Here is a 17,795-nt window from a genome sequence, read left to right as displayed (position 1 = left end):
AATACTGTGCCGGAGGATTTCCGCTGGTCGGTCGCGAAGGCTTGCGGACCAAAATGAGGATAGGCGATGCGATACGGCCCGTCCTGCGCCCGGCCGCATCGAACGATCCCGTTATTTTCTCGCGAGCAGGTCGCGGATCTCGGTCAGGAGCTGCACGTCGGCCGGCGGCGGGGCCGCGGCAGCGGCAGGCTTCTCGCGCTCCAGCCGCTTGCGCAGATTGTTCACCGCCTTGACCATCAGAAAGATGATGAAGGCAAGGATCAGGAAATTCAGCACGACCGTGATGAATGAACCATAGGCGAAGACCGCGCCCTCTTTCTTGGCATCGGCCAGCGTGGCCGAATGGACGTTCGAGGACAGCCCGAAGAAGTAATTGTTGAAGTCCAGCCCGCCGAAGATCGCGCCGACGATCGGCATGATGATGTCGTTGACGAGCGAATCGACGATCTTGGAGAAGGCGGCGCCGATGATGACGCCGACGGCCAAGTCCATCACATTGCCCTCGGAAATGAATTCCTGGAATTCTTTCAGCATCCCCATCTCCTCTTTTAGGGGCGTTTCACCGTTCCACGGAAACGGCGAACCGCCCTATCTCCTTGTTTGGACGCAATTCCGGACGGAAGTTTACGGCGCAAGCGCCGAACTTAACCGCACGCACTTTTCCTGGAATTGCTCTGCCCCATTTGCCTGTTTGCGCCGTCAGGCGAAGACGCTCTCGCGCCTGAAATGCTTGACGAGCAGATAGTAGAAGACCGCGCGATGTTTGTTGCGATTGGTCCGGCCGTACTGGTCGACGACCCTGGCGAGCCCCGCATCCAGGCCGGCATCGTCGGCCAGCCCCAGTCTTTTGACGAGGAAATTCTTCTTGACCCGTTCCAGTTCCTCCTTGTCCGAGGCCGAGACGGTGGATGCATCCTTGTCGTAGATCGCCGGGCCGCAGCCCTTCGTCACTTTCGTCAGGAGATCCATGTCCGCCGTAAGGCCGCACTTGACCCTCAGGTCCGCCGCATATTTGCTGATCAGCTCGTCTTGCTTGCTCACACGTTTGCCCTCTCGTTTCCAGCTGGACAGCGATGCTGCCGTCGAGCCGCGCGGCCTGGTTGCCGCGAAGTCATCTCTTGATTGTCTTGCCGCCCGTAGGTGTCAGCTGTTGCGTGTCGCAAGCACGCCGTCGGGGCTAGCCTTGTCGACGGCCGCCGGAAGATGCTGAGCCAGGACGCCGGCCACCTGATCCAGAGGAATCCCGAACTGGCTCGCCAGTTGCTGCWGGCGCTGATCGCCGAGCGCTGCCTTGATCTCGTCGGGCGCGATCGGAAGATTTGCGGCGTTGGTGCTCAGCCAGGATTCGACGCGGTCGCCGAGACCTGACTTCTGCAGCATGGCAAGCACGCCCTGGTAACCGCCGACGCTGGTCAGCGCATCGGCCAGGAGGTTCGAGCCTCCGCCCTGCTGCCCGCCCTGCAATGCGCTTTGCAGACTGTCCAAAAATCCCATCTGGGAACCTCCCGTCGAAAAATCACATCCGCCGTCGCGCAGCGTTCAGGCGTGATCTATGCCGTTTCGCGGGATTGCGACACTTGACGAAGGTCAGGACCGAAGATGACGAAAGTCACATTCGGCGGCAGCCTGATCGCACTTGAACCAGGCGTCGTTCCTGCCACGCTCGTTTGTGGTAAGGGGCGGATAAGCTCGGTCCGACCCGGGTCGTAGGACGACTGGCGTGAGCCTCGTCATTGCGGTAGGTGACGATGGACAGGGCTGCGTAAATGCCACGCCCGACGCTCGACAGCCGACGACGGCAATAAGTCGGTTGCCTGTCACACGAATTAGGATTTGATATAACGGTCGTCACAGTGTCAGTGAGCGTGAGAGCCGAGGAAAGAAAATGAAAGCCGCCGAGCAAGCCGCAAAAGCCGCGGATGGAGCTGTCTCCGCCAATGGGTCGGAAGCCACGATCCATGCCGAGGCCACGATCGATCAGGTTCGCAATCTCCTGTTCGGAGGCGCGCAGCGATCGCTCGAAAGCAATCTGGCCGGTCTGYGCGAGGAGATGCAGGCCAGCATCAAGCAGCTCCAGGCGGACTTTGCGAAGGAGCTCGCGGCACTGCAGGCACACGTCCTGGAGCTCGAGCGGGAGACCGAACAGAAGCGGCTCGCCTCGCAAAGGGACATCGGCGCCGCGATTTCGGACCTTGGAGCGACCATCAGCGGGCTAGGATCCGGCCGCGCGGGAAAGTAGCATGACGTCCGCCGCCGGCCAGAACCGTGAGATCGAGCAGCTTAGAAAACTGCTCTTTCAAACGGAGGCGGCGCGTCTCGAGGCGCTGGGAGCGGACGTCCTTCTCCTTCAGCAATATATCGGCAGCCCCGAACGGCTCGAAACCGCAACGGCCGACATCCTCGTCGCCGCGTTGGAACGCGCCGAAGTCGTTCGGCCGCGCGAGCTGGCCAATGTCATCGCGCCGTCGGTAGTCTCCGCGATCCGCAGCGAGATCAGGAACTCGCGCGACCTCATGGTCGACGCGCTCTACCCGATCACGGGCCGGCTGGTCAGCGCGGCCGTGGCGAACGCCTTCAAGGAACTCGTCGCGCGGCTGGAGCAGCGCCTCAATGCGCTCACATCGACGGAACTGTGGATCGGGCGCATCAAGTCGCTGGCGACGGGCCGTCCGATCAGCGAGTTCGTTCTGGCAAACGCCAGTCCGCCGCGCGTCAACCGGCTGCTGATGATCGAGCGCGGCAACGGACGCCTCGTCGCGGACTGGAAGCGCGACGAGACCTCCGACGAGCGCGCCGACCTGCTGAGCGCGATGGTGGCGGCGATCCTGGAATTTTCCGTCCAGGCCCTGGCCGGCGAAGGCAATCTGCAGCAGCTCGATTTCGGCGGACGCGAGATCGTGCTTCGCGCTTCGCCCCGGTTCATCCTGGCGGCGGAATGCATCGGCCCCCTTCGCCCGATCGACAACGCCAGGATCAATTCGCTTTTCTTCGACACGATCGAGAGCATGGACGGCGGCAAGGACTGCGATGCCGCCACGCTGGCTTCGCTGGCCACCTCCATCGAAGCCGATCCCGCCGCCGAGCCCAAACCGCGTCGGGGCGGAAAGGTCGCCCTGTTCGTGCTCGCGGCTCTCGTCGCCGCCGGGCTGGCATGGCTGGCGAGCGTCTATTGGAGCCGCACCATGCTGGAACGCCGCACCAACGATGCGCTCCAGGAACTGGCCGGCAAGGAACCGCTGCTGGAAACGTTCCCCCTGCGCCTGGATTTCGACCACCGCAATCGCAGCGTCTCGGTCTCCGGCATAGAACCAAGCCAGGTGCGGACGGCTCCGCTGATCGACGCCCTGGCCAAGGCCGCTGCGCCCTATCAGGTGGTCGGCCGGATTGGCGTCGTGCCGGGCATGGAACAGTCGGCGGCGCTGCGTGCCGATATCGACGCCCTGCGCCAGTCGGTGACCGGTCTCCAGGCGGGCATCGACGACAACCGGCGGGCGATCGCCGAGCTGCAACAATCCCTTGTCGGCCTGCGCAAGTCCGCCGGCGAAACCGGCGAAGCGCTCGCCGGCCAGCGGCAGTCTCTCGCGGGCCTGCAGGCCCGTATCGACCGGACGCGCGGGCCGAGCCAGGAGGAGCTGCAATCCCTTGCCGGCCTGCGGGCGGGCATCGACGAGATACGCGCGGCGATGGCCGAGGAAGCAAAAACCAGAAACCAGCAATACGAGGCGGTGCGGTCGATAGCCGACAGCCCCGCCGAGCGGCTCGATCGCTTCATGGCCTCGACGGCGATCTTCTTCGGCACGAACGACGCGTTTGCCGATGACAAACAGGCTGAGCAACAGATCCAAGATCTGGCCGGACTTCTTGCCGGCAACGACCTGAGAATCCGGATTGTCGGCCACGCGGACGATACCGGGACGGAATCGACCAACCGCGTGGTTGCCCGCAAGAGAGCCGATCAGGTGGTGCGCAAATTGGTTTCGCTCGGGATCGAGCCATCGCGATTGTTCGTGGTCTCGCGCTCGTCGTCAGTACCGATCTCCGACGTGCCGAGCGAAGGGAACCGCCGGGTCACCTTCGAAAACGTGTTCCAAGCCGAGCGCCTTCAGTGATGGTTAGCGCAAAGGTCATGCTGCTGGGTGACATGGGCGTGGGCAAGACCTCGATCATGTACCGCCTCGTTCATGATCGTTTCGACGGCGAATACAAATCCACGCTCGGCGTCGAGGTGCTGAGCTACGACGTTCCGGCCGATCCGCTTCGCGGGGGCGAGGCGGCTCGCCTTGTTTTATGGGACACCGACGGCGATTTCGGGACGCGTATCTTCGACACCGTCTACGTGACCGGCGCGTCGGCGGCGATCGTCGTGTCGGACGTGACGCGCCCGCAAACGGTGACGCGCATGGTCGAACTGGTTCGCAGCTTCGAGACGCGATTTCCAGGCAGGCCATACCGGGCGCTCGTGAACAAGATCGATCTCGCCGAAGCCCCCGGCAGCGCCGAAGAGATCGGCCAGCTGCCGCGATCGAGCGTCAAGTTCGTGAGCGCCAAGAACGGCGAGGGTATAGTGGACGCCTTTGCCGAACTCGCCGAAACGATACGGCGTCGGCAGCTGTAAGTTGGAACCGCCGCGGGTCGTCGGAGGAGCACCAGACGCGTTGTGAGTGACGGCCCTGCCAGCGGAACCACCTGGCCGCCCGAATCGTTTCTGCCTATGGCTCTCGCCGACGACATCCAAATGGCGGAACGGCACGTCCTGCTGGCCGAGCAGCACATCAGGCGCCAACGGGCGCGGATAGCTGCCCTGAAGCGCCATCGGCTACCGAGGGGAAAGGCATCCAACTTTCTGCAGTTGCTCGAGGATGCACAATCGATGCATCTCCAACACCTGTCGATGTTGTTGGAGCGAGCATCACGCGAAAGAACCGCAGCCGAATCCGCAGCCGCCGTCTCCCTTGGTGCGGAATGACCAGCCTCCCGGACTCTTCGAAAGTCGGTTTTGGAAGCTTGGTACGCCCAAGGGGAATCGAACCCCTGTTCCCGCCGTGAGAGGGCGGTGTCCTGACCGCTAGACGATGGGCGCGCTCAAGAACCGGCTACATAGGCTGGCGGCCGGGAAAAAGCAACTGAGCAGATTCCGGAAAAGTGTCGTACGGCTTTCCGGTAAGAATCTGCGACAGAACAAAAGACCTAAGCGGGCCGGGTCAGCCCTGCCGTTTCGGCTCGATCAGGTCCCAGAGATTGCCGTGGAGATCGGCAAAGACCGCCACCGTGCCATAGGCCTCGTGGCGCGGCGCCTCGCGGAACTCGACGCCCTTGGCGAGCATCGCCTGATGGTCACGGGAAAAATCCTCGGTCTCGAGGAAGAGGAAGACCCGGCCGCCGGTCTGGTTGCCGATGCGGCTTGCCTGCTCCTCGCCGGATGCCTGCGCCAGGAGCAGCCGTGCTCCCTGGCCATTCGCCGGCGCGACGGTGACCCAGCGCTTGCCGCCGCCAAGGTCGACATCCTCGATGAGCACGAAGCCGAGCCRCTCGACATACCAGCGAACCGCCTCGTCGTAATTGGCGACGACGAGCGCCACGGTCGCGACGCTGCGGCGTTCGGCAAAGCCGCTTATTTGTTGCGGGCTCATTTGTTGCGGATCGCGAACTGGCCGACGATGCGGCGCTCGGCAATGTCGTAGACGAAGACCGAATGGCTGCCGTCGGCAAGCTCGGCGTCGATCGACAGGCGGTTGCCGGAGAGCGACTGGCTGATCACCTTGGCGCCGACCGGAAGCACGATGTCGCCCGAGAGCGGCGCGCCGGCCGGAGCCTGGACATCGCCGGCGGGCGCCGGTCCGGCCACCGGCGCGTTGCGGGCTTTGTAGACAAGCGCCCCGATCACCACCATAAGGGCGAGGAACAGAAGGCCGAGATTGACGATCATGAAGCGGACGAGCTTGCGGCGCACGTTCTCGGCCGCGGGGTCGAGCGGCTTTTCCTCATCTTCTTCGGCGATCGGCCGGGCCATGGCTAAACAATCCGCAATGGGTTTCGATGAGCGCTCATAACGAAGAGACCCCGATATTGATAGAGGACGAATTGGCGGACGAGGAATCCGGCGAAGCCGTCGTGCTGGAAGCCGATGCGGACGCCGCCGGCCAGCGCCTCGACCAATGGCTCGCCGCCAAGCTCGGACCGGAGCTGTCGCGCAGCCGCGTGCAGGCGCTGATCCGCCAAGGCGCCGTCTCTGTCGCCGGCAAGCAGGTGCTGGARACCAAGCGCAAGCTGATAGTCGGTGAGCGGGTCGAGATTCTGGTGCCGGCACCTGAGCCGGCCGAGCCGCAGGGCGAGGACATCCCCCTCGATATCCTCTATGAGGACGACGAGCTGATCGTCATCAACAAGCCGGCGGGGCTGGTCGTCCATCCCGGCGCCGGCAACTGGACCGGCACGCTGGTCAACGCGCTGATCCACCATTGCGGCGATAGTCTCTCCGGCATCGGCGGCGTGAGGCGGCCGGGCATCGTGCACCGGCTGGACAAGGAGACCAGCGGCGTCATGGTGGTGGCCAAGACCGACCGGGCGCATAAGGCCCTGTCGGAGGCCTTTGCCGACCATGGCCGCACCGGCGACCTCGAGCGCGCCTATCTGGCGCTGGTCTGGGGCATCCCGCAGCGGCCGACCGGCACGATCGACGCTGCGCTCGGCCGCGCCGCCGACCGCGTCCGCCGCGCGGTGGTGCCGGAAAGCCGTGACGATGCCCGTCATGCCGTCACGCATTTCAGCGTCGTCGAGCGCTTCGGCGAGGCACAGCAGGCTTTCGCCACCGCGAGCCTCGTCGAATGCCGGCTGGAGACCGGCCGCACCCACCAGATTCGCGTCCACATGGCCCATATCGGCCACCCCGTGATCGGCGACCCGGACTATGGCCAAGCCTTCCGCACCAAGGCCAACCGGCTGCGGGAACCCTTGAAAACCAAGGTCAAGGCCTTTCCCCGGCAGGCCCTGCACGCCTGGCTCCTTGAATTCGAGCACCCGACCACCCATCTAACGATGAGGTTCGAAGCGCCGATACCGGGAGACATGGAGGAACTCGTCGGCGACTTCCGGAAACTTTGAGACGACCCGCCACGAACAAGCTGCAAACCAGCCATCAAAAAACCTGACCGGCGTTGTTCACTTCAGCGTGACAGACTGTTTAGCGTTGAACAAATGCCTGTCTTTTCTGGTTTTGTTCCTATATATACAGGTTGTCGCGGATGAGCCTTTGGCATCCGTGACGAATGCCCGCCGCTTCGGGGGCATCCACTCCAAAGAGAGAGGGGCGCTATCATGGCCCAATCATTACCCAGTATCGTTTCCGGTGAAGGCGGTCTCGCCCGCTACCTGGAAGAAATCCGCCGCTTCCCGATGCTTCAGCCGCAGGAAGAGTACATGCTCGCGAAACGCTACGCCGAGCATCAGGACACTTCGGCCGCCCACAAGCTCGTCACCAGCCATTTGCGGCTCGTCGCCAAGATCGCCATGGGCTATCGCGGCTACGGCCTGCCGATCGGCGAGGTGATCTCGGAAGGCAATGTCGGCCTCATGCAGGCCGTGAAGAAATTCGAACCGGAGCGTGGTTTCCGGCTCGCCACCTATGCCATGTGGTGGATCAAGGCCTCGATCCAGGAATACATCCTGCGCTCGTGGAGCCTGGTCAAGATGGGCACCACCGCCAACCAGAAGCGTCTGTTCTTCAATCTGCGCAAGGTGAAGGGCAAGATCCAGGCGCTCGACGAAGGCGACTTGAAGCCCGACCAGATCGCCGAGATCGCCACCCGCCTCAATGTTTCCGAGGCCGAAGTGGTGTCGATGAACCGCCGCCTGTCGGGCGACGCTTCGCTCAACGCCCCCATCCGGGCGAGCGAAGGCGAGTCCGGCGAATGGCAGGATTGGCTGGTCGACGACCACGAAAGCCAGGAAGAGATGCTGATCGAGCAGGACGAGCTGGAAAACCGGCGTGCCATGCTGTCGGGCGCCCTGTCGGTCCTCAACGAGCGCGAGCGGCGCATCTTCGAGGCGCGCCGCCTCGCCGAGGAGCCGCTGACGCTCGAAGAGCTGTCGGCCGAGTTCGACATCAGCCGCGAGCGCGTGCGCCAGATCGAGGTGCGCGCCTTCGAGAAGGTGCAGGACGCGGTCAAGGCCGCCGCCAAGCGCCAAACCCAGGCGCTGCGCACCATCGAAGCGCAGCCGGCGGCTTAACCAAAGCTCGATATCGAAAAGAAAAGGCGGCGCTTCGGCGCCGCCTTTTTTGTTTGGCGAAGGTGGCGAATTAGCCCTTTCTCCCCGTTGAACGGCGAGAAGGAAGAGCTACGCCGAGGGCTGCTTGGTCTTCCTCAGATACGGCAGCACCGTCTCATAGGCACCGAAGCGCTTGATCGCGTCCTCGTTGGAAACCGCGGCGGTGATGATGACGTCGTCGCCCTGCTTCCAGTTCGCCGGGGTCGCCACCTGGTGCTTGGCGGTCAGCTGGATGGAATCGATGACGCGCAGGATCTCGTCGAAGTTGCGGCCCGTGGTCATCGGATAGGTCAGCACCAGCTTGATCTTCTTGTCCGGGCCGATGACGTAGACCGACCGCACGGTGGCGTTGTCGGCCGGCGTGCGGCCCTCCGAGCTTTCGCCGGCGCCTGCCGGCAGCATTTCATAGAGCTTTGCGACATGGAGGTCCTTGTCGCCGATCAGCGGATAGTTCACCGTATGGCCGGTGGCGGTCTTGATGTCGGCCTGCCACTTTTCGTGGCTCGACACCGGATCGACCGAGATGCCGATGATCTTGACGTTGCGCTTTTTGAAGTCGCCTTCGAGACCGGCCATGGTGCCGAGTTCGGTGGTGCAGACCGGGGTGAAATTCTTCGGATGGCTGAACAGCACCGCCCAGCCGTCGCCGATCCAGTCGTGGAACTTGATGGTGCCCTGCGTGGTCTCGGCCGTGAAATCCGGCGCGATATCGTTGATACGAAGACTCATGGCCTATCCCTRCCCTTTTTGAAAAATTGTAGCCGGCTTTGCGGCTGGCCGTCGCCGGCTCCAAACCCTAGCACCATCGCGGCGTCGGTAAAACGCCGCGCACGATGGCCGCGGCCCTCGCGGAATAAAAATTTTCGTCGCCACTAGTGATCCGCAGCAGGATTTTCTACTTCCGATAGAGGATAAGCCGCTCAGGCTTTCTTTATCGCGAGTGTCGCCGCGAGATCTTCCATGCGCTGCGCCAACGCGCCGAGCGCGGTCGTGAGCACGCTGTCGCTCTTGTCGGCCTTGGTCAGCGCCTCGTCGCGCGTCTTGCGCAAGGTGAGCACCTCGCTCTCCATGCCCTTGACGCGCTTGGTGAGCTCCGAGAGCTCGTCCATCACCATGATGCCGGCCATGACGGTGAGCCTCTGGTCACCGATCTCGCCGAAGGAATCCTTCAGATGCGAGACATAACGGTCGAAGCGCTCGGCAAGGTCGATCAGATGCTCTTCCTGGCCCTCGTCGCAAGCCATCCGGTACTGCTTGCCGTCGATGGAAACCGTGACCTGTGCCATTGCCTTACCTGTCCAGAACCGCGCGGATGGTTTCCATGGCGGTCACCAGCCGCCGCGACACTTCCTTGTTGGCATCCTCCAGCCGTTCGGCGCGCGCTTCGGAATTGTCGAGCTCCTGCGCCAGGCGCGAGCGGTCGGCGTTCATGCGCTGCACCTCGGCCTCGGCTTCCGAATAATCGCGCTCATGCTCGAGCTTCGCCGCCACGGCGTTTTCCAGCCCTTCCATGGCCTTGCCCAGCCTGGCGATGACTTCCTTGAGGGTCGTTTCCCCGGTCATGGCCTCGTCCTATGCCCTGCCCATCACCGAATCGCGCGCATTCAGAACGCGTTACCTCGGAAAGATTAGGCGCCGGGTGAAGGGCGCGTCAACAAAGCTCTCGCGACTGTCCCCCGCTATCGCTAATGTAAGGCGCTCGATGCCATCGCGAGCCCAGCAAAATCCGTCCCGATTTGTTGACTAAAAGGCCGCGCCTGCTATGTGTCGCGGCATCCTTTTCCAAGGGTTCTCCCCAGGCTCCAACCCACTTCCGGAGGAAGCATGACCTCGCGTGAACAACATGATCGGATGGCCAACGCGATCCGTTTCCTTTCCAYGGACGCCGTCGAGAAGGCGAATTCCGGTCACCCCGGCCTGCCGATGGGCTGCGCCGATATCGCCACGGTTCTGTTCAGCCGTTTCCTGAAATTCGACGCCAAGGCGCCGCACTGGGCCGACCGCGACCGCTTCATCCTGTCGGCCGGCCACGGCTCGATGCTGCTCTACTCGCTCCTCTACCTCACCGGCTATGAGGACATGACGATCGACCAGATCAAGAATTTCCGCCAGCTCGGCTCCAAGACCGCCGGCCACCCCGAATACGGCCATGCCGCCGGCATCGAGACCACCACCGGTCCGCTCGGCCAGGGCCTCGCCAATTCGGTCGGCTTCGCGCTCGGCGAGCGCATCATGAACGCCGCCTTCGGCAACGACCTCGTCAACCACTACACCTATGTGCTGGCTGGGGACGGTTGCCTGATGGAAGGCGTCTCCCAGGAAGCCATCGCGCTGGCCGGACATCTGAAGCTCAACAAGCTGATCGTCTTCTGGGACAACAACAACATCTCGATCGACGGCCCGGTCTCGCTAGCCGACAACACCGACCAGGTCGCCCGCTTCCAGGCTAGCGGCTGGAACGCCAGCCACATCGACGGCACCGATCCGGAAGCGATCGCCTACGCCATCGAGGCGGCGCGCCATTCCGACAAGCCGACGATGATCGCCTGCAAGACCACCATCGGCTTCGGCGCACCGACCAAGGCCGGCACCAACAAGGCGCATGGCTCGCCGCTCGGCGCCGAGGAAATCGCCGGCGCGCGCAAATTCTTCAACTGGGAGTCGCCGCCCTTCGAGATCCCGGCCGACATCCTCGACAGCTGGCGCGCGGTCGGCAAGGGCGGCGCCAAGGCGCGCGCCGACTGGGAAGGCCGCCTGGCCAAGGCCGAGCCGAAGCTGAAGGCCGAGTTCGAGCGTCGCCTCGCCGGCAAGCTGCCGTCGAATTTCGACGCAGTCATCGCCGACTACAAGAAGAAGCTGTCGGCCGACAAGCCGAAGGTCGCCACCCGCAAGTCGTCGGAAATGGCGCTGGAAGTCAWCAACGGGGCGGTGCCGGAGACCATCGGCGGCTCGGCCGATCTCACCGGCTCCAACAACACCAAGACCAGCCAGACGAAGAACATCACGCCGGACGACTACGGCCAGCGCTATGTCCATTACGGCATTCGCGAGCACGGCATGGCGGCGGCGATCAACGGCCTGACGCTGCATGGCGGCCTGATCGCCTATGGCGGCACCTTCCTGTGCTTCTCCGACTATGCCCGCCCCTCGATGYGCCTGGCCTCGCTGATGGGCATCCGTTCGATCTTCGTCATGACGCATGATTCGATCGGCCTCGGCGAGGACGGCCCGACCCACCAGCCGGTCGAGCACCTGGCGGCACTTCGCGCCATCCCGAACCACAATGTCTTCCGCCCGGCCGACGCGGTCGAGACCGCCGAATGCTGGCAGATTGCGCTGGAATCGGAAAAGACGCCCTCGACCCTGGCGCTGACCCGCCAGAACCTGCCGACCGTGYGGACCGAGCATTCGCAGAAGAACCTCTCAAGCCAAGGCGCCTACGAGCTTGCCGCCGCAAACGGCGAGGCCGTGGTGACGATCTTCGCCACCGGCTCCGAGGTCGAGATCGCGCTCGGCGCGCGCGACCTCTTGGAAAAGCACGGCCATCCGACCCGCGTCGTCTCGGTGCCCTGCTTCGAGCTGTTCGACCAGCAGAGCGACGACTATCGCGCCAAGACCATCGGCAACGCCAAGGTGAAGGTCGCGATCGAGGCCGGTATCCGCCAGGGCTGGGATCACCTGATCGGCACCGACGGCATTTTCATCGGCATGCACGGTTTTGGCGCCTCCGGCTCGATCGAGCAGCTCTATCCGCATTTCGGYATCACCGCCGAGGCCGCGGCCAAGGCGGTCGAAACCCGCCTGCACGGCAAGTAGGGATTGGCTCGGGCCCGGCAAAGCCGATTGACGGCTCTGCCGGGCTGGACCAACCTAATCGATTTAAATGCGACGTTCTGCGGCTGGATTCTTGCGCCTTCCGCCGTTATGAAACTGTGGACCATCCGCTTTCCAGCCCCCAAGGGAGAGAACAATGACCGTCAGAGTTGCCATCAACGGATTTGGCCGCATCGGCCGCAACATCCTGCGCGCCATCCATGAATCCGGCCGCAAGGACATCGAGGTTGTCGCCGTCAACGACCTCGGCCCGGTCGAGACCAACGCGCATCTGCTGCGCTACGACAGCGTGCATGGCCGCTTCCCGCATGAGGTGACCGTCGACGGCGACCAGATCTCGGTCGGCAAGGAGAAGTTCAAGGTCACCGCGATCAAGGATCCGACCCAACTGCCGTGGAAAGAGCTCGGCATCGACATCGCGCTCGAATGCACGGGCATCTTCACCGCCCGCGACAAGGCCGCCGCGCATCTGACCGCCGGCGCCAAGCGCGTCATCGTCTCGGCCCCGGCCGAAGGCGCCGACCTCACCGTCGTCTACGGCATCAACCACGACAAGCTGACCAAGGACCACATCGTCATCTCGAACGCGTCCTGCACCACCAACTGCCTGGCGCCGCTGGCGGCCGTGCTGCACGAGACCGTCGGCATCGAGAAGGGCATGATGACGACGATCCACTCCTATACCGGCGACCAGCCGACGCTCGACACCATGCACAAGGACCTCTACCGCGCCCGCGCCGCGGCGTTGTCGCAGATCCCGACGTCGACGGGCGCCGCCAAGGCGATCGGCCTCGTGCTGCCCGACCTCAAGGGCAAGCTCGACGGCATCTCGATCCGCGTGCCGACCCCGAATGTCTCGGTCGTCGACTTCAAGTTCATCGCCAAGCGCTCGACCACGCCGCAGGAGATCAACGAGGCGCTCATCGCCGCTTCGAAGGGCAAGCTCAAGGGTGTGCTCTCGGTCACCCATCACCCGAATGTGTCGATCGACTTCAACCACGATCCGCATTCCTCGATCGTGGCGCTCGACCAGACCAAGGTCATGGACGGCAACTTCGTTTCGGTCCTGTCCTGGTACGACAATGAATGGGGCTTCTCGAACCGCATGGGCGACACCGCCGTCGCCTTCGGCAAGACCATCGCCTGATCCAGGCGCGCTTCAGAGTTTTGAAACGCCCGGCTTGGCCGGGCGTTTTTTATCGGCCGGCTGAGCCAAAAAACATGCTGTTGCCTTGCACTGGTCATGTCTTCGCCCCACTCTCCCGTAAATCGACAAATGAGAGGGACTTGAGGGGCACTGGCGGATGGAGCATGCGATCTATCTCGTGACGCTGGTCGGCACGGCGCTCATCGTCGCCGCCGCGTTTTCGAGCCTGATCGCCTTCCGTTTCGGCGCTCCTTTGCTGCTCCTCTTCCTCTGCATCGGCCTTGCCACCGGCGTCGACGGCCTCGGCATCGAATTCGACAATGCGCGGCTGGCTTATTTTGCCGGCTCACTTGCGTTGGCCATCATCCTGTTCGATTCCGGTTTCGGCACGCCGCTCAACGCGCTGCGCCAGGCGGCCGGGCCGGCGCTGTCGCTGGCCACGATCGGCGTCATCCTCACCACCGGCATCTTCGGCGTGGCCGCCTATTATCTGCTTAACCTCAACTGGCTCGAATCCTCGCTGCTCGGCGCCGCCGTCGCCTCGACCGATGCGGCCGCCGTGTTCTTCCTGCTGCGTGCCGGCGAAATCCATCTGCGCGAGCGCGTGCGTTCGACGCTCGAAGTGGAATCGGGCACCAACGATCCGATCGCCATCTTCCTCACCATCACCCTGGTCGAGATCATCGCCGCGCATGCGAACCCTGAAGCCAATGTGCTGGCCACCAACCTTTTGCTCGGCTTCCTCGCCAATATGGGGGTCGGTGCCATTATCGGCGTGCTCGGCGGCTTTGGCATCGTGCGTCTTGTCGAGCGGCTCAATCTCGACCATGGCCTGTTGCCGATCTTCGTGCTGACGCTCTCGCTGATGGTGTTCGCGGCGGCCGGCGCAATCGGCGGCTCGGGCTTTCTCGCCGTCTACCTTGCCGGGCTGATCGCCGGCAATTCGGACATCCGCGCCGTTACCATCCTGAAGCGCTTCCAGGACGGCATGTCGTGGCTGGCGCAGATCATCATGTTCCTGATCCTCGGCCTGTTCGCCACGCCCTCGCAGTTCCCGGCGATCCTGGTGCCGGCGATCCTGCTCGGCCTGTTCCTGATCTTCGTGGCGCGGCCGTTGGCCGTCTGGCTCTGCCTGATCCCTTTCCGCCTGCCGCGTCCCGAGGTCGCTTTCGTCTCCTGGGTCGGCTTGCGCGGCGCAGTCTCGATCCTGCTGGCCATCACGCCGCTGCTGGGCGGCCTCGAGCATGGCCGCCTGATCTTCAACGCCGCCTTCATCATCGTTCTCGTGTCGCTGGTGGTCCAGGGCTGGACGGTCGGTCCGCTGGCGCGGCGCCTGGGCCTCATCGTCCCCGCGCGCCTCGGGCCGCTGGATAAGGTCGAGCTCGAACTGCCGGGCTCGGCGCATCACGAGCTGCTCGCCTATCGCGTCGCGCCCGGCAGCCCGGTGGCGCGTGGCGAGCGCATCCCGCGCTGGGCGAGACCCTCGCTGGTTTTGCGCGACGGGCGCTCCATGCGCTTCCAGGACATGGGCAGGCTCGCCGCCGGCGATCAGGTCTACATCTTCGTGCCGGACCGCTACCCGCGCCTGCTCGATAAGCTGTTCGCCAGCCGCGCCGTGGTCGATCCGGAGGACGCCGACTTTTTCGGCGCCTTCGCCGTCGATCCTGCCCGCTCGGCCGCGGAGCTGGAAGCCGCTTATGCGCCGGGCCTGACCGAGGCCGAACAGAAACTCACCGTCGCGGCGCTCGTTACCGAGCGGCTCGGCGGCCGCCCCGAATATGCCGACCGCGTGGTGATCGGCCCGATCGAGCTGATCGTGCGCGACGTCGACGAGAAAGGCAGGATAACGGGACTCGGCCTGTCCTTCGAGCCGACGGCGCCGGTTGCGCGCGTGCCGGTTTTCCTGAGCGCCGGCGAGATCGTCGACCGCATCGCCGGCTTCATCCGCAACCGGCGTAAGCCGGCCGGGACGCCTGCCGTGGAGGTCCCGGCCGAAGCCGCTCCAGCGCCCGAGTCCGCGGTGCAAAAGGCAGCAGGAGAGAGCTGACGTCACACAACGACATTATTTTTGCGCGCGCGCCGTAACGCCACCCTTGCATCGTCCCCGGTGCGGGGTAAGGTCGCCGCGTTTTCGCTAATGCAATTCCGGGCAAGGTGTGGGCGGTTTTCCGTCCGGAATTGCGTCAGGGCACCAGGAAGGAACGAGAATGGCCGGCTTCAAGACACTCGATGATATCGGCGCCGTCGGCGGCAAGCGCGTGTTGGTGCGCGTCGACCTCAACGTTCCCGTCGCCGACGGCAAGGTGACCGACGCCACCCGCATCGAGCGCATCGCGCCGACCATCGCCGAGCTCTCGAAAAAGGGCGCCAAGGTGATCCTGCTGGCGCATTTCGGTCGCCCGAAGGACGGTCCTTCCGCCGAGTTCTCGCTGGAGCCGATCGCCCGCGCGACGGCGCAAGTGCTCGGCCGTCCGGTCGGCTTCGCCGCCGACTGCATCGGCGACAAGGCTGCCGAGGCCGTCGCGGCGATGAAGGACGGGGACGTGCTGCTGCTCGAGAACACCCGCTTCCACAAAGCCGAGGAGAAGAACGAGCCGGGCTTCACCGAAAAGCTCGCCGCCAATGGCGACATCTATGTCAACGACGCCTTTTCGGCCGCGCATCGCGCGCATGCCTCGACCGAAGGGCTGGCGCGTCATTTGCCCGCCTATGCCGGCCGCACCATGCAGGCCGAGCTCGACGCGCTGGAAAAGGGCCTCGGCAATCCGGTACGGCCGGTTGTGGCCATCGTCGGCGGCGCCAAGGTCTCGACCAAGATCGACCTTTTGATGAACCTCGTGAAGAAGGTCGATGCGCTGGTGATCGGCGGCGGCATGGCGAACACCTTCCTGGCCGCGCGCGGCACCGATGTCGGCAAGTCGCTCTGCGAGCATGACCTCGCCGGCACTGCGAAACAGATCATGATCGAGGCGGCCGAGGCCGGCTGCGCCATCATCCTGCCCGCTGACGGCGTGGTCGCCAGGGAATTCAAGGCGGGCGCGCCCAGCGAGACCGTCGCCATCTCGGACGTGCCGGCCGACGGCATGATCCTCGATGTCGGCGCAAAGACCGTGCAGAGCGTCAACGACTGGATCGACCGCGCCGCGACGCTGGTCTGGAACGGCCCGCTCGGCGCTTTCGAGATTGAGCCCTTCGACCATGCCACGGTGGCGGCGGCAAAGCATGCCGCGGCCCGCACCAAGGCGGGCAAGCTTGTCTCGGTCGCCGGCGGCGGCGACACGGTGGCCGCGCTCAACCATGCCGGCGTCGCCGACGATTTCACCTATGTCTCGACCGCCGGCGGCGCCTTCCTCGAATGGATGGAAGGCAAGCCGCTGCCCGGCGTCGAGGTGCTGAAGCGGTAAACAGTCCGCGAACGGCGGAAACGCCCGGATTTTCAATCGATTCTAGCTTTCCGGCGTCATTCCTTTGGCGGTAGTGTTCTGCTAGCGCGGAACAAACGCAGCGTAGGAGATCACCCATGAGCGAACGTCTCGAAGATATCGCCGCCGCGATGGTGAGCGGCGGCAAGGGCCTTTTGGCTGCCGATGAGAGCTCCGGCACCATCAAGAAGCGTTTTGACGTCATCGGCGTCGAGTCGACCGCCGACAACCGGCGCGACTATCGCGAGATGATGTTCCGCGCCAAGGAAGCGATGTCCAAATACATTTCCGGCGTCATCCTCTATGACGAGACCATCCGTCAGAAGGCCGCCGACGGCACGCCGCTGGTCGACATCATCAAGGCGTCCGGCGCCATTCCCGGCATCAAGGTCGACCTCGGCGCCAAGCCGCTGGCCGGCTTTCCCGGCGACACCATCACCGAGGGCCTCGACGGGTTGCGCGAGCGGCTTGCCGATTATTACAAGCTCGGCGCCCGCTTCGCCAAATGGCGCGCGGTGATCGATATCGACACCAGCAAGGGCGTGCCCTCCGCCACCTCGATCGGCTCCAACACCCATGCGCTGGCCCGCTATGCAGCACTTTGCCAGGAGGCCGGCATCGTGCCGATCGTCGAGCCGGAGGTGCTGATGGACGGCGCCCATTCGATCGACACCTGCTACGACGTCTCCAAGACGACGCTGGTCAAGCTCTATGACGAGCTCTACGCGGCGCGCGTCGTCCTGGAAGGCTCGATCCTGAAGCCCAACATGGTCATCTCCGGCAAGAAATCCGGCAAGACCGACAGCCCCGAGGAAGTCGCCGAGAAGACGATCAAGCTGTTCCGTGAGGTGGTGCCGGCGGCGGTGCCGGGAATCGCGTTTCTCTCCGGCGGCCAGGAGGACGAGGAGGCGACCGCCAACCTCAACGCCATCAACGCCATCGGCCCGCACCCCTGGAAGCTCACCTTCTCCTATGGCCGCGCGCTGCAGGCAGCACCCCAGAAGGCATGGAGCGGCAAGGCCTCGAATGTCGCCGCCGGCCAGGCCGCCTTCACCCACCGCGCCCACATGAACCATCTGGCAGCACTCGGGAAATGGCAGCCGGCGCTGGAGAAAGCGGCCTGACGC

The 17,795-nt window shown here is 64.2% G+C and carries 18 protein-coding genes and 1 tRNA gene; 10 read left to right on the top strand and 9 right to left on the bottom strand.

Features of this window, described 5'->3' with window-relative positions:
* Window positions 1-111 precede the first annotated feature (111 nt).
* The 3 genes from mscL to LCM4577_RS33345 form a co-directional block, all read right to left on the bottom strand.
* Window positions 112-534, bottom strand: coding sequence for a large conductance mechanosensitive channel protein MscL (mscL, locus tag LCM4577_RS33355; RefSeq protein WP_071074877.1), 423 nt, complete (start codon window positions 532-534; stop codon window positions 112-114).
* Window positions 535-699: 165 nt separating this feature from the next.
* Window positions 700-1,041, bottom strand: a complete 342-nt coding sequence (locus LCM4577_RS33350; protein WP_041000181.1) for a DUF2853 family protein — start codon at window positions 1,039-1,041, stop codon at window positions 700-702.
* A 102-nt stretch (window positions 1,042-1,143) separates the two neighbouring features.
* Window positions 1,144-1,536 carry a YidB family protein gene (locus LCM4577_RS33345; RefSeq protein WP_274535016.1) on the bottom strand — a complete coding sequence of 131 codons (393 nt, stop codon included), beginning with the start codon at window positions 1,534-1,536 and terminating at the stop codon, window positions 1,144-1,146.
* Window positions 1,537-1,885: 349 nt separating this feature from the next.
* Here LCM4577_RS33345 and LCM4577_RS33340 point away from each other — a divergent pair, with 349 nt between their 5' ends.
* The 3 genes from LCM4577_RS33340 to LCM4577_RS33330 are packed head-to-tail and all read left to right on the top strand — an operon-like array spanning window position 1,886 to window position 4,615.
* Window positions 1,886-2,239, top strand: coding sequence for a hypothetical protein (locus LCM4577_RS33340; RefSeq protein WP_071074875.1), 354 nt, complete (start codon window positions 1,886-1,888; stop codon window positions 2,237-2,239).
* 1 nt (window position 2,240) lies between these two features.
* Window positions 2,241-4,109 carry an OmpA family protein gene (locus LCM4577_RS33335; RefSeq protein ID WP_041011223.1) on the top strand — a complete coding sequence of 623 codons (1,869 nt, stop codon included), beginning with the start codon at window positions 2,241-2,243 and terminating at the stop codon, window positions 4,107-4,109.
* Window positions 4,109-4,615, top strand: coding sequence for a GTP-binding protein (locus tag LCM4577_RS33330; RefSeq protein WP_041011222.1), 507 nt, complete (start codon window positions 4,109-4,111; stop codon window positions 4,613-4,615). The genes LCM4577_RS33335 and LCM4577_RS33330 overlap by 1 nt, the downstream gene beginning before the upstream one ends.
* Window positions 4,616-5,005: 390 nt before the next feature.
* On the opposite strand, the gene LCM4577_RS33325 is transcribed toward LCM4577_RS33330, so the two are convergent.
* The 3 genes from LCM4577_RS33325 to LCM4577_RS33315 all read right to left on the bottom strand — a co-directional run bounded on the left by LCM4577_RS33325 (window position 5,006) and on the right by LCM4577_RS33315 (window position 6,010).
* A tRNA-Glu gene (locus tag LCM4577_RS33325) sits at window positions 5,006-5,080 on the bottom strand.
* 121 nt (window positions 5,081-5,201) lie between these two features.
* A complete protein-coding gene (locus LCM4577_RS33320) occupies window positions 5,202-5,615 on the bottom strand; it encodes a VOC family protein (RefSeq protein ID WP_071074961.1) in 414 nt (137 codons plus the stop codon).
* An 11-nt stretch (window positions 5,616-5,626) separates the two neighbouring features.
* Window positions 5,627-6,010: a hypothetical protein gene (locus LCM4577_RS33315; protein ID WP_040985178.1), complete on the bottom strand. Its 384-nt coding sequence runs from the start codon at window positions 6,008-6,010 to the stop codon at window positions 5,627-5,629.
* Window positions 6,011-6,036: 26 nt separating this feature from the next.
* Between LCM4577_RS33315 and LCM4577_RS33310 the strand changes: the two genes are divergently transcribed.
* Both LCM4577_RS33310 and rpoH read left to right on the top strand, forming a co-directional pair.
* Window positions 6,037-7,101 carry an RluA family pseudouridine synthase gene (locus LCM4577_RS33310; protein WP_040985180.1) on the top strand — a complete coding sequence of 355 codons (1,065 nt, stop codon included), beginning with the start codon at window positions 6,037-6,039 and terminating at the stop codon, window positions 7,099-7,101.
* A gap of 213 nt (window positions 7,102-7,314) precedes the next feature.
* On the top strand, window positions 7,315-8,226 hold the full coding sequence (rpoH, locus tag LCM4577_RS33305) for an RNA polymerase sigma factor RpoH (RefSeq protein WP_071074874.1): 912 nt from the start codon (window positions 7,315-7,317) through the stop codon (window positions 8,224-8,226).
* A 108-nt stretch (window positions 8,227-8,334) separates the two neighbouring features.
* Here rpoH and LCM4577_RS33300 read toward each other — a convergent pair whose 3' ends face one another.
* The 3 genes from LCM4577_RS33300 to LCM4577_RS33290 form a co-directional block, all read right to left on the bottom strand.
* Window positions 8,335-8,994 carry a peroxiredoxin gene (locus tag LCM4577_RS33300; RefSeq protein ID WP_071034335.1) on the bottom strand — a complete coding sequence of 220 codons (660 nt, stop codon included), beginning with the start codon at window positions 8,992-8,994 and terminating at the stop codon, window positions 8,335-8,337.
* Between the two features lie 191 nt (window positions 8,995-9,185).
* Window positions 9,186-9,551, bottom strand: a complete 366-nt coding sequence (locus tag LCM4577_RS33295; RefSeq protein ID WP_040985184.1) for a cell division protein ZapA — start codon at window positions 9,549-9,551, stop codon at window positions 9,186-9,188.
* Window positions 9,552-9,555: 4 nt separating this feature from the next.
* Window positions 9,556-9,828 (bottom strand): DUF4164 domain-containing protein, encoded by a 273-nt coding sequence (locus LCM4577_RS33290; protein WP_023763725.1) that lies wholly within the window; start codon window positions 9,826-9,828, stop codon window positions 9,556-9,558.
* Window positions 9,829-10,089: 261 nt separating this feature from the next.
* Here LCM4577_RS33290 and tkt point away from each other — a divergent pair, with 261 nt between their 5' ends.
* The 5 genes from tkt (at window position 10,090) to LCM4577_RS33265 (ending at window position 17,792) form a co-directional block, all read left to right on the top strand.
* Window positions 10,090-12,081, top strand: a complete 1,992-nt coding sequence (tkt, locus tag LCM4577_RS33285) for a transketolase (RefSeq protein WP_071074873.1) — start codon at window positions 10,090-10,092, stop codon at window positions 12,079-12,081.
* A gap of 154 nt (window positions 12,082-12,235) precedes the next feature.
* Window positions 12,236-13,246 carry a type I glyceraldehyde-3-phosphate dehydrogenase gene (gene gap, locus LCM4577_RS33280; RefSeq protein WP_041000169.1) on the top strand — a complete coding sequence of 337 codons (1,011 nt, stop codon included), beginning with the start codon at window positions 12,236-12,238 and terminating at the stop codon, window positions 13,244-13,246.
* A 157-nt stretch (window positions 13,247-13,403) separates the two neighbouring features.
* Window positions 13,404-15,293 carry a potassium/proton antiporter gene (locus LCM4577_RS33275; protein ID WP_041011217.1) on the top strand — a complete coding sequence of 630 codons (1,890 nt, stop codon included), beginning with the start codon at window positions 13,404-13,406 and terminating at the stop codon, window positions 15,291-15,293.
* 160 nt (window positions 15,294-15,453) lie between these two features.
* A complete protein-coding gene (locus LCM4577_RS33270; RefSeq protein WP_071074872.1) occupies window positions 15,454-16,650 on the top strand; it encodes a phosphoglycerate kinase in 1,197 nt (398 codons plus the stop codon).
* Window positions 16,651-16,766: 116 nt separating this feature from the next.
* Window positions 16,767-17,792, top strand: a complete 1,026-nt coding sequence (locus LCM4577_RS33265; RefSeq protein WP_071074871.1) for a class I fructose-bisphosphate aldolase — start codon at window positions 16,767-16,769, stop codon at window positions 17,790-17,792.
* Window positions 17,793-17,795: the final 3 nt, after the last annotated feature.

Source organism: Mesorhizobium sp. LCM 4577, assembly GCF_001854795.2.
Lineage (GTDB): Bacteria > Pseudomonadota > Alphaproteobacteria > Rhizobiales > Rhizobiaceae > Mesorhizobium > Mesorhizobium plurifarium.
This window is presented reverse-complemented; position numbering and strand designations above follow the sequence as displayed.

Coding starts and splice junctions, on each gene's coding strand:
- mscL (WP_071074877.1), bottom strand. CDS start 534: ATGCTGAAAGAATTCCAGGAATTCATTTCCGAGGGCAATGTGATGGAC.
- LCM4577_RS33335 (WP_041011223.1), top strand. CDS start 2,241: ATGACGTCCGCCGCCGGCCAGAACCGTGAGATCGAGCAGCTTAGAAAA.
- LCM4577_RS33330 (WP_041011222.1), top strand. CDS start 4,109: ATGGTTAGCGCAAAGGTCATGCTGCTGGGTGACATGGGCGTGGGCAAG.
- LCM4577_RS33315 (WP_040985178.1), bottom strand. CDS start 6,010: ATGGCCCGGCCGATCGCCGAAGAAGATGAGGAAAAGCCGCTCGACCCC.
- rpoH (WP_071074874.1), top strand. CDS start 7,315: ATGGCCCAATCATTACCCAGTATCGTTTCCGGTGAAGGCGGTCTCGCC.
- LCM4577_RS33300 (WP_071034335.1), bottom strand. CDS start 8,994: ATGAGTCTTCGTATCAACGATATCGCGCCGGATTTCACGGCCGAGACC.
- LCM4577_RS33295 (WP_040985184.1), bottom strand. CDS start 9,551: ATGGCACAGGTCACGGTTTCCATCGACGGCAAGCAGTACCGGATGGCT.
- LCM4577_RS33290 (WP_023763725.1), bottom strand. CDS start 9,828: ATGACCGGGGAAACGACCCTCAAGGAAGTCATCGCCAGGCTGGGCAAG.
- gap (WP_041000169.1), top strand. CDS start 12,236: ATGACCGTCAGAGTTGCCATCAACGGATTTGGCCGCATCGGCCGCAAC.
- LCM4577_RS33275 (WP_041011217.1), top strand. CDS start 13,404: ATGGAGCATGCGATCTATCTCGTGACGCTGGTCGGCACGGCGCTCATC.
- LCM4577_RS33270 (WP_071074872.1), top strand. CDS start 15,454: ATGGCCGGCTTCAAGACACTCGATGATATCGGCGCCGTCGGCGGCAAG.
- LCM4577_RS33265 (WP_071074871.1), top strand. CDS start 16,767: ATGAGCGAACGTCTCGAAGATATCGCCGCCGCGATGGTGAGCGGCGGC.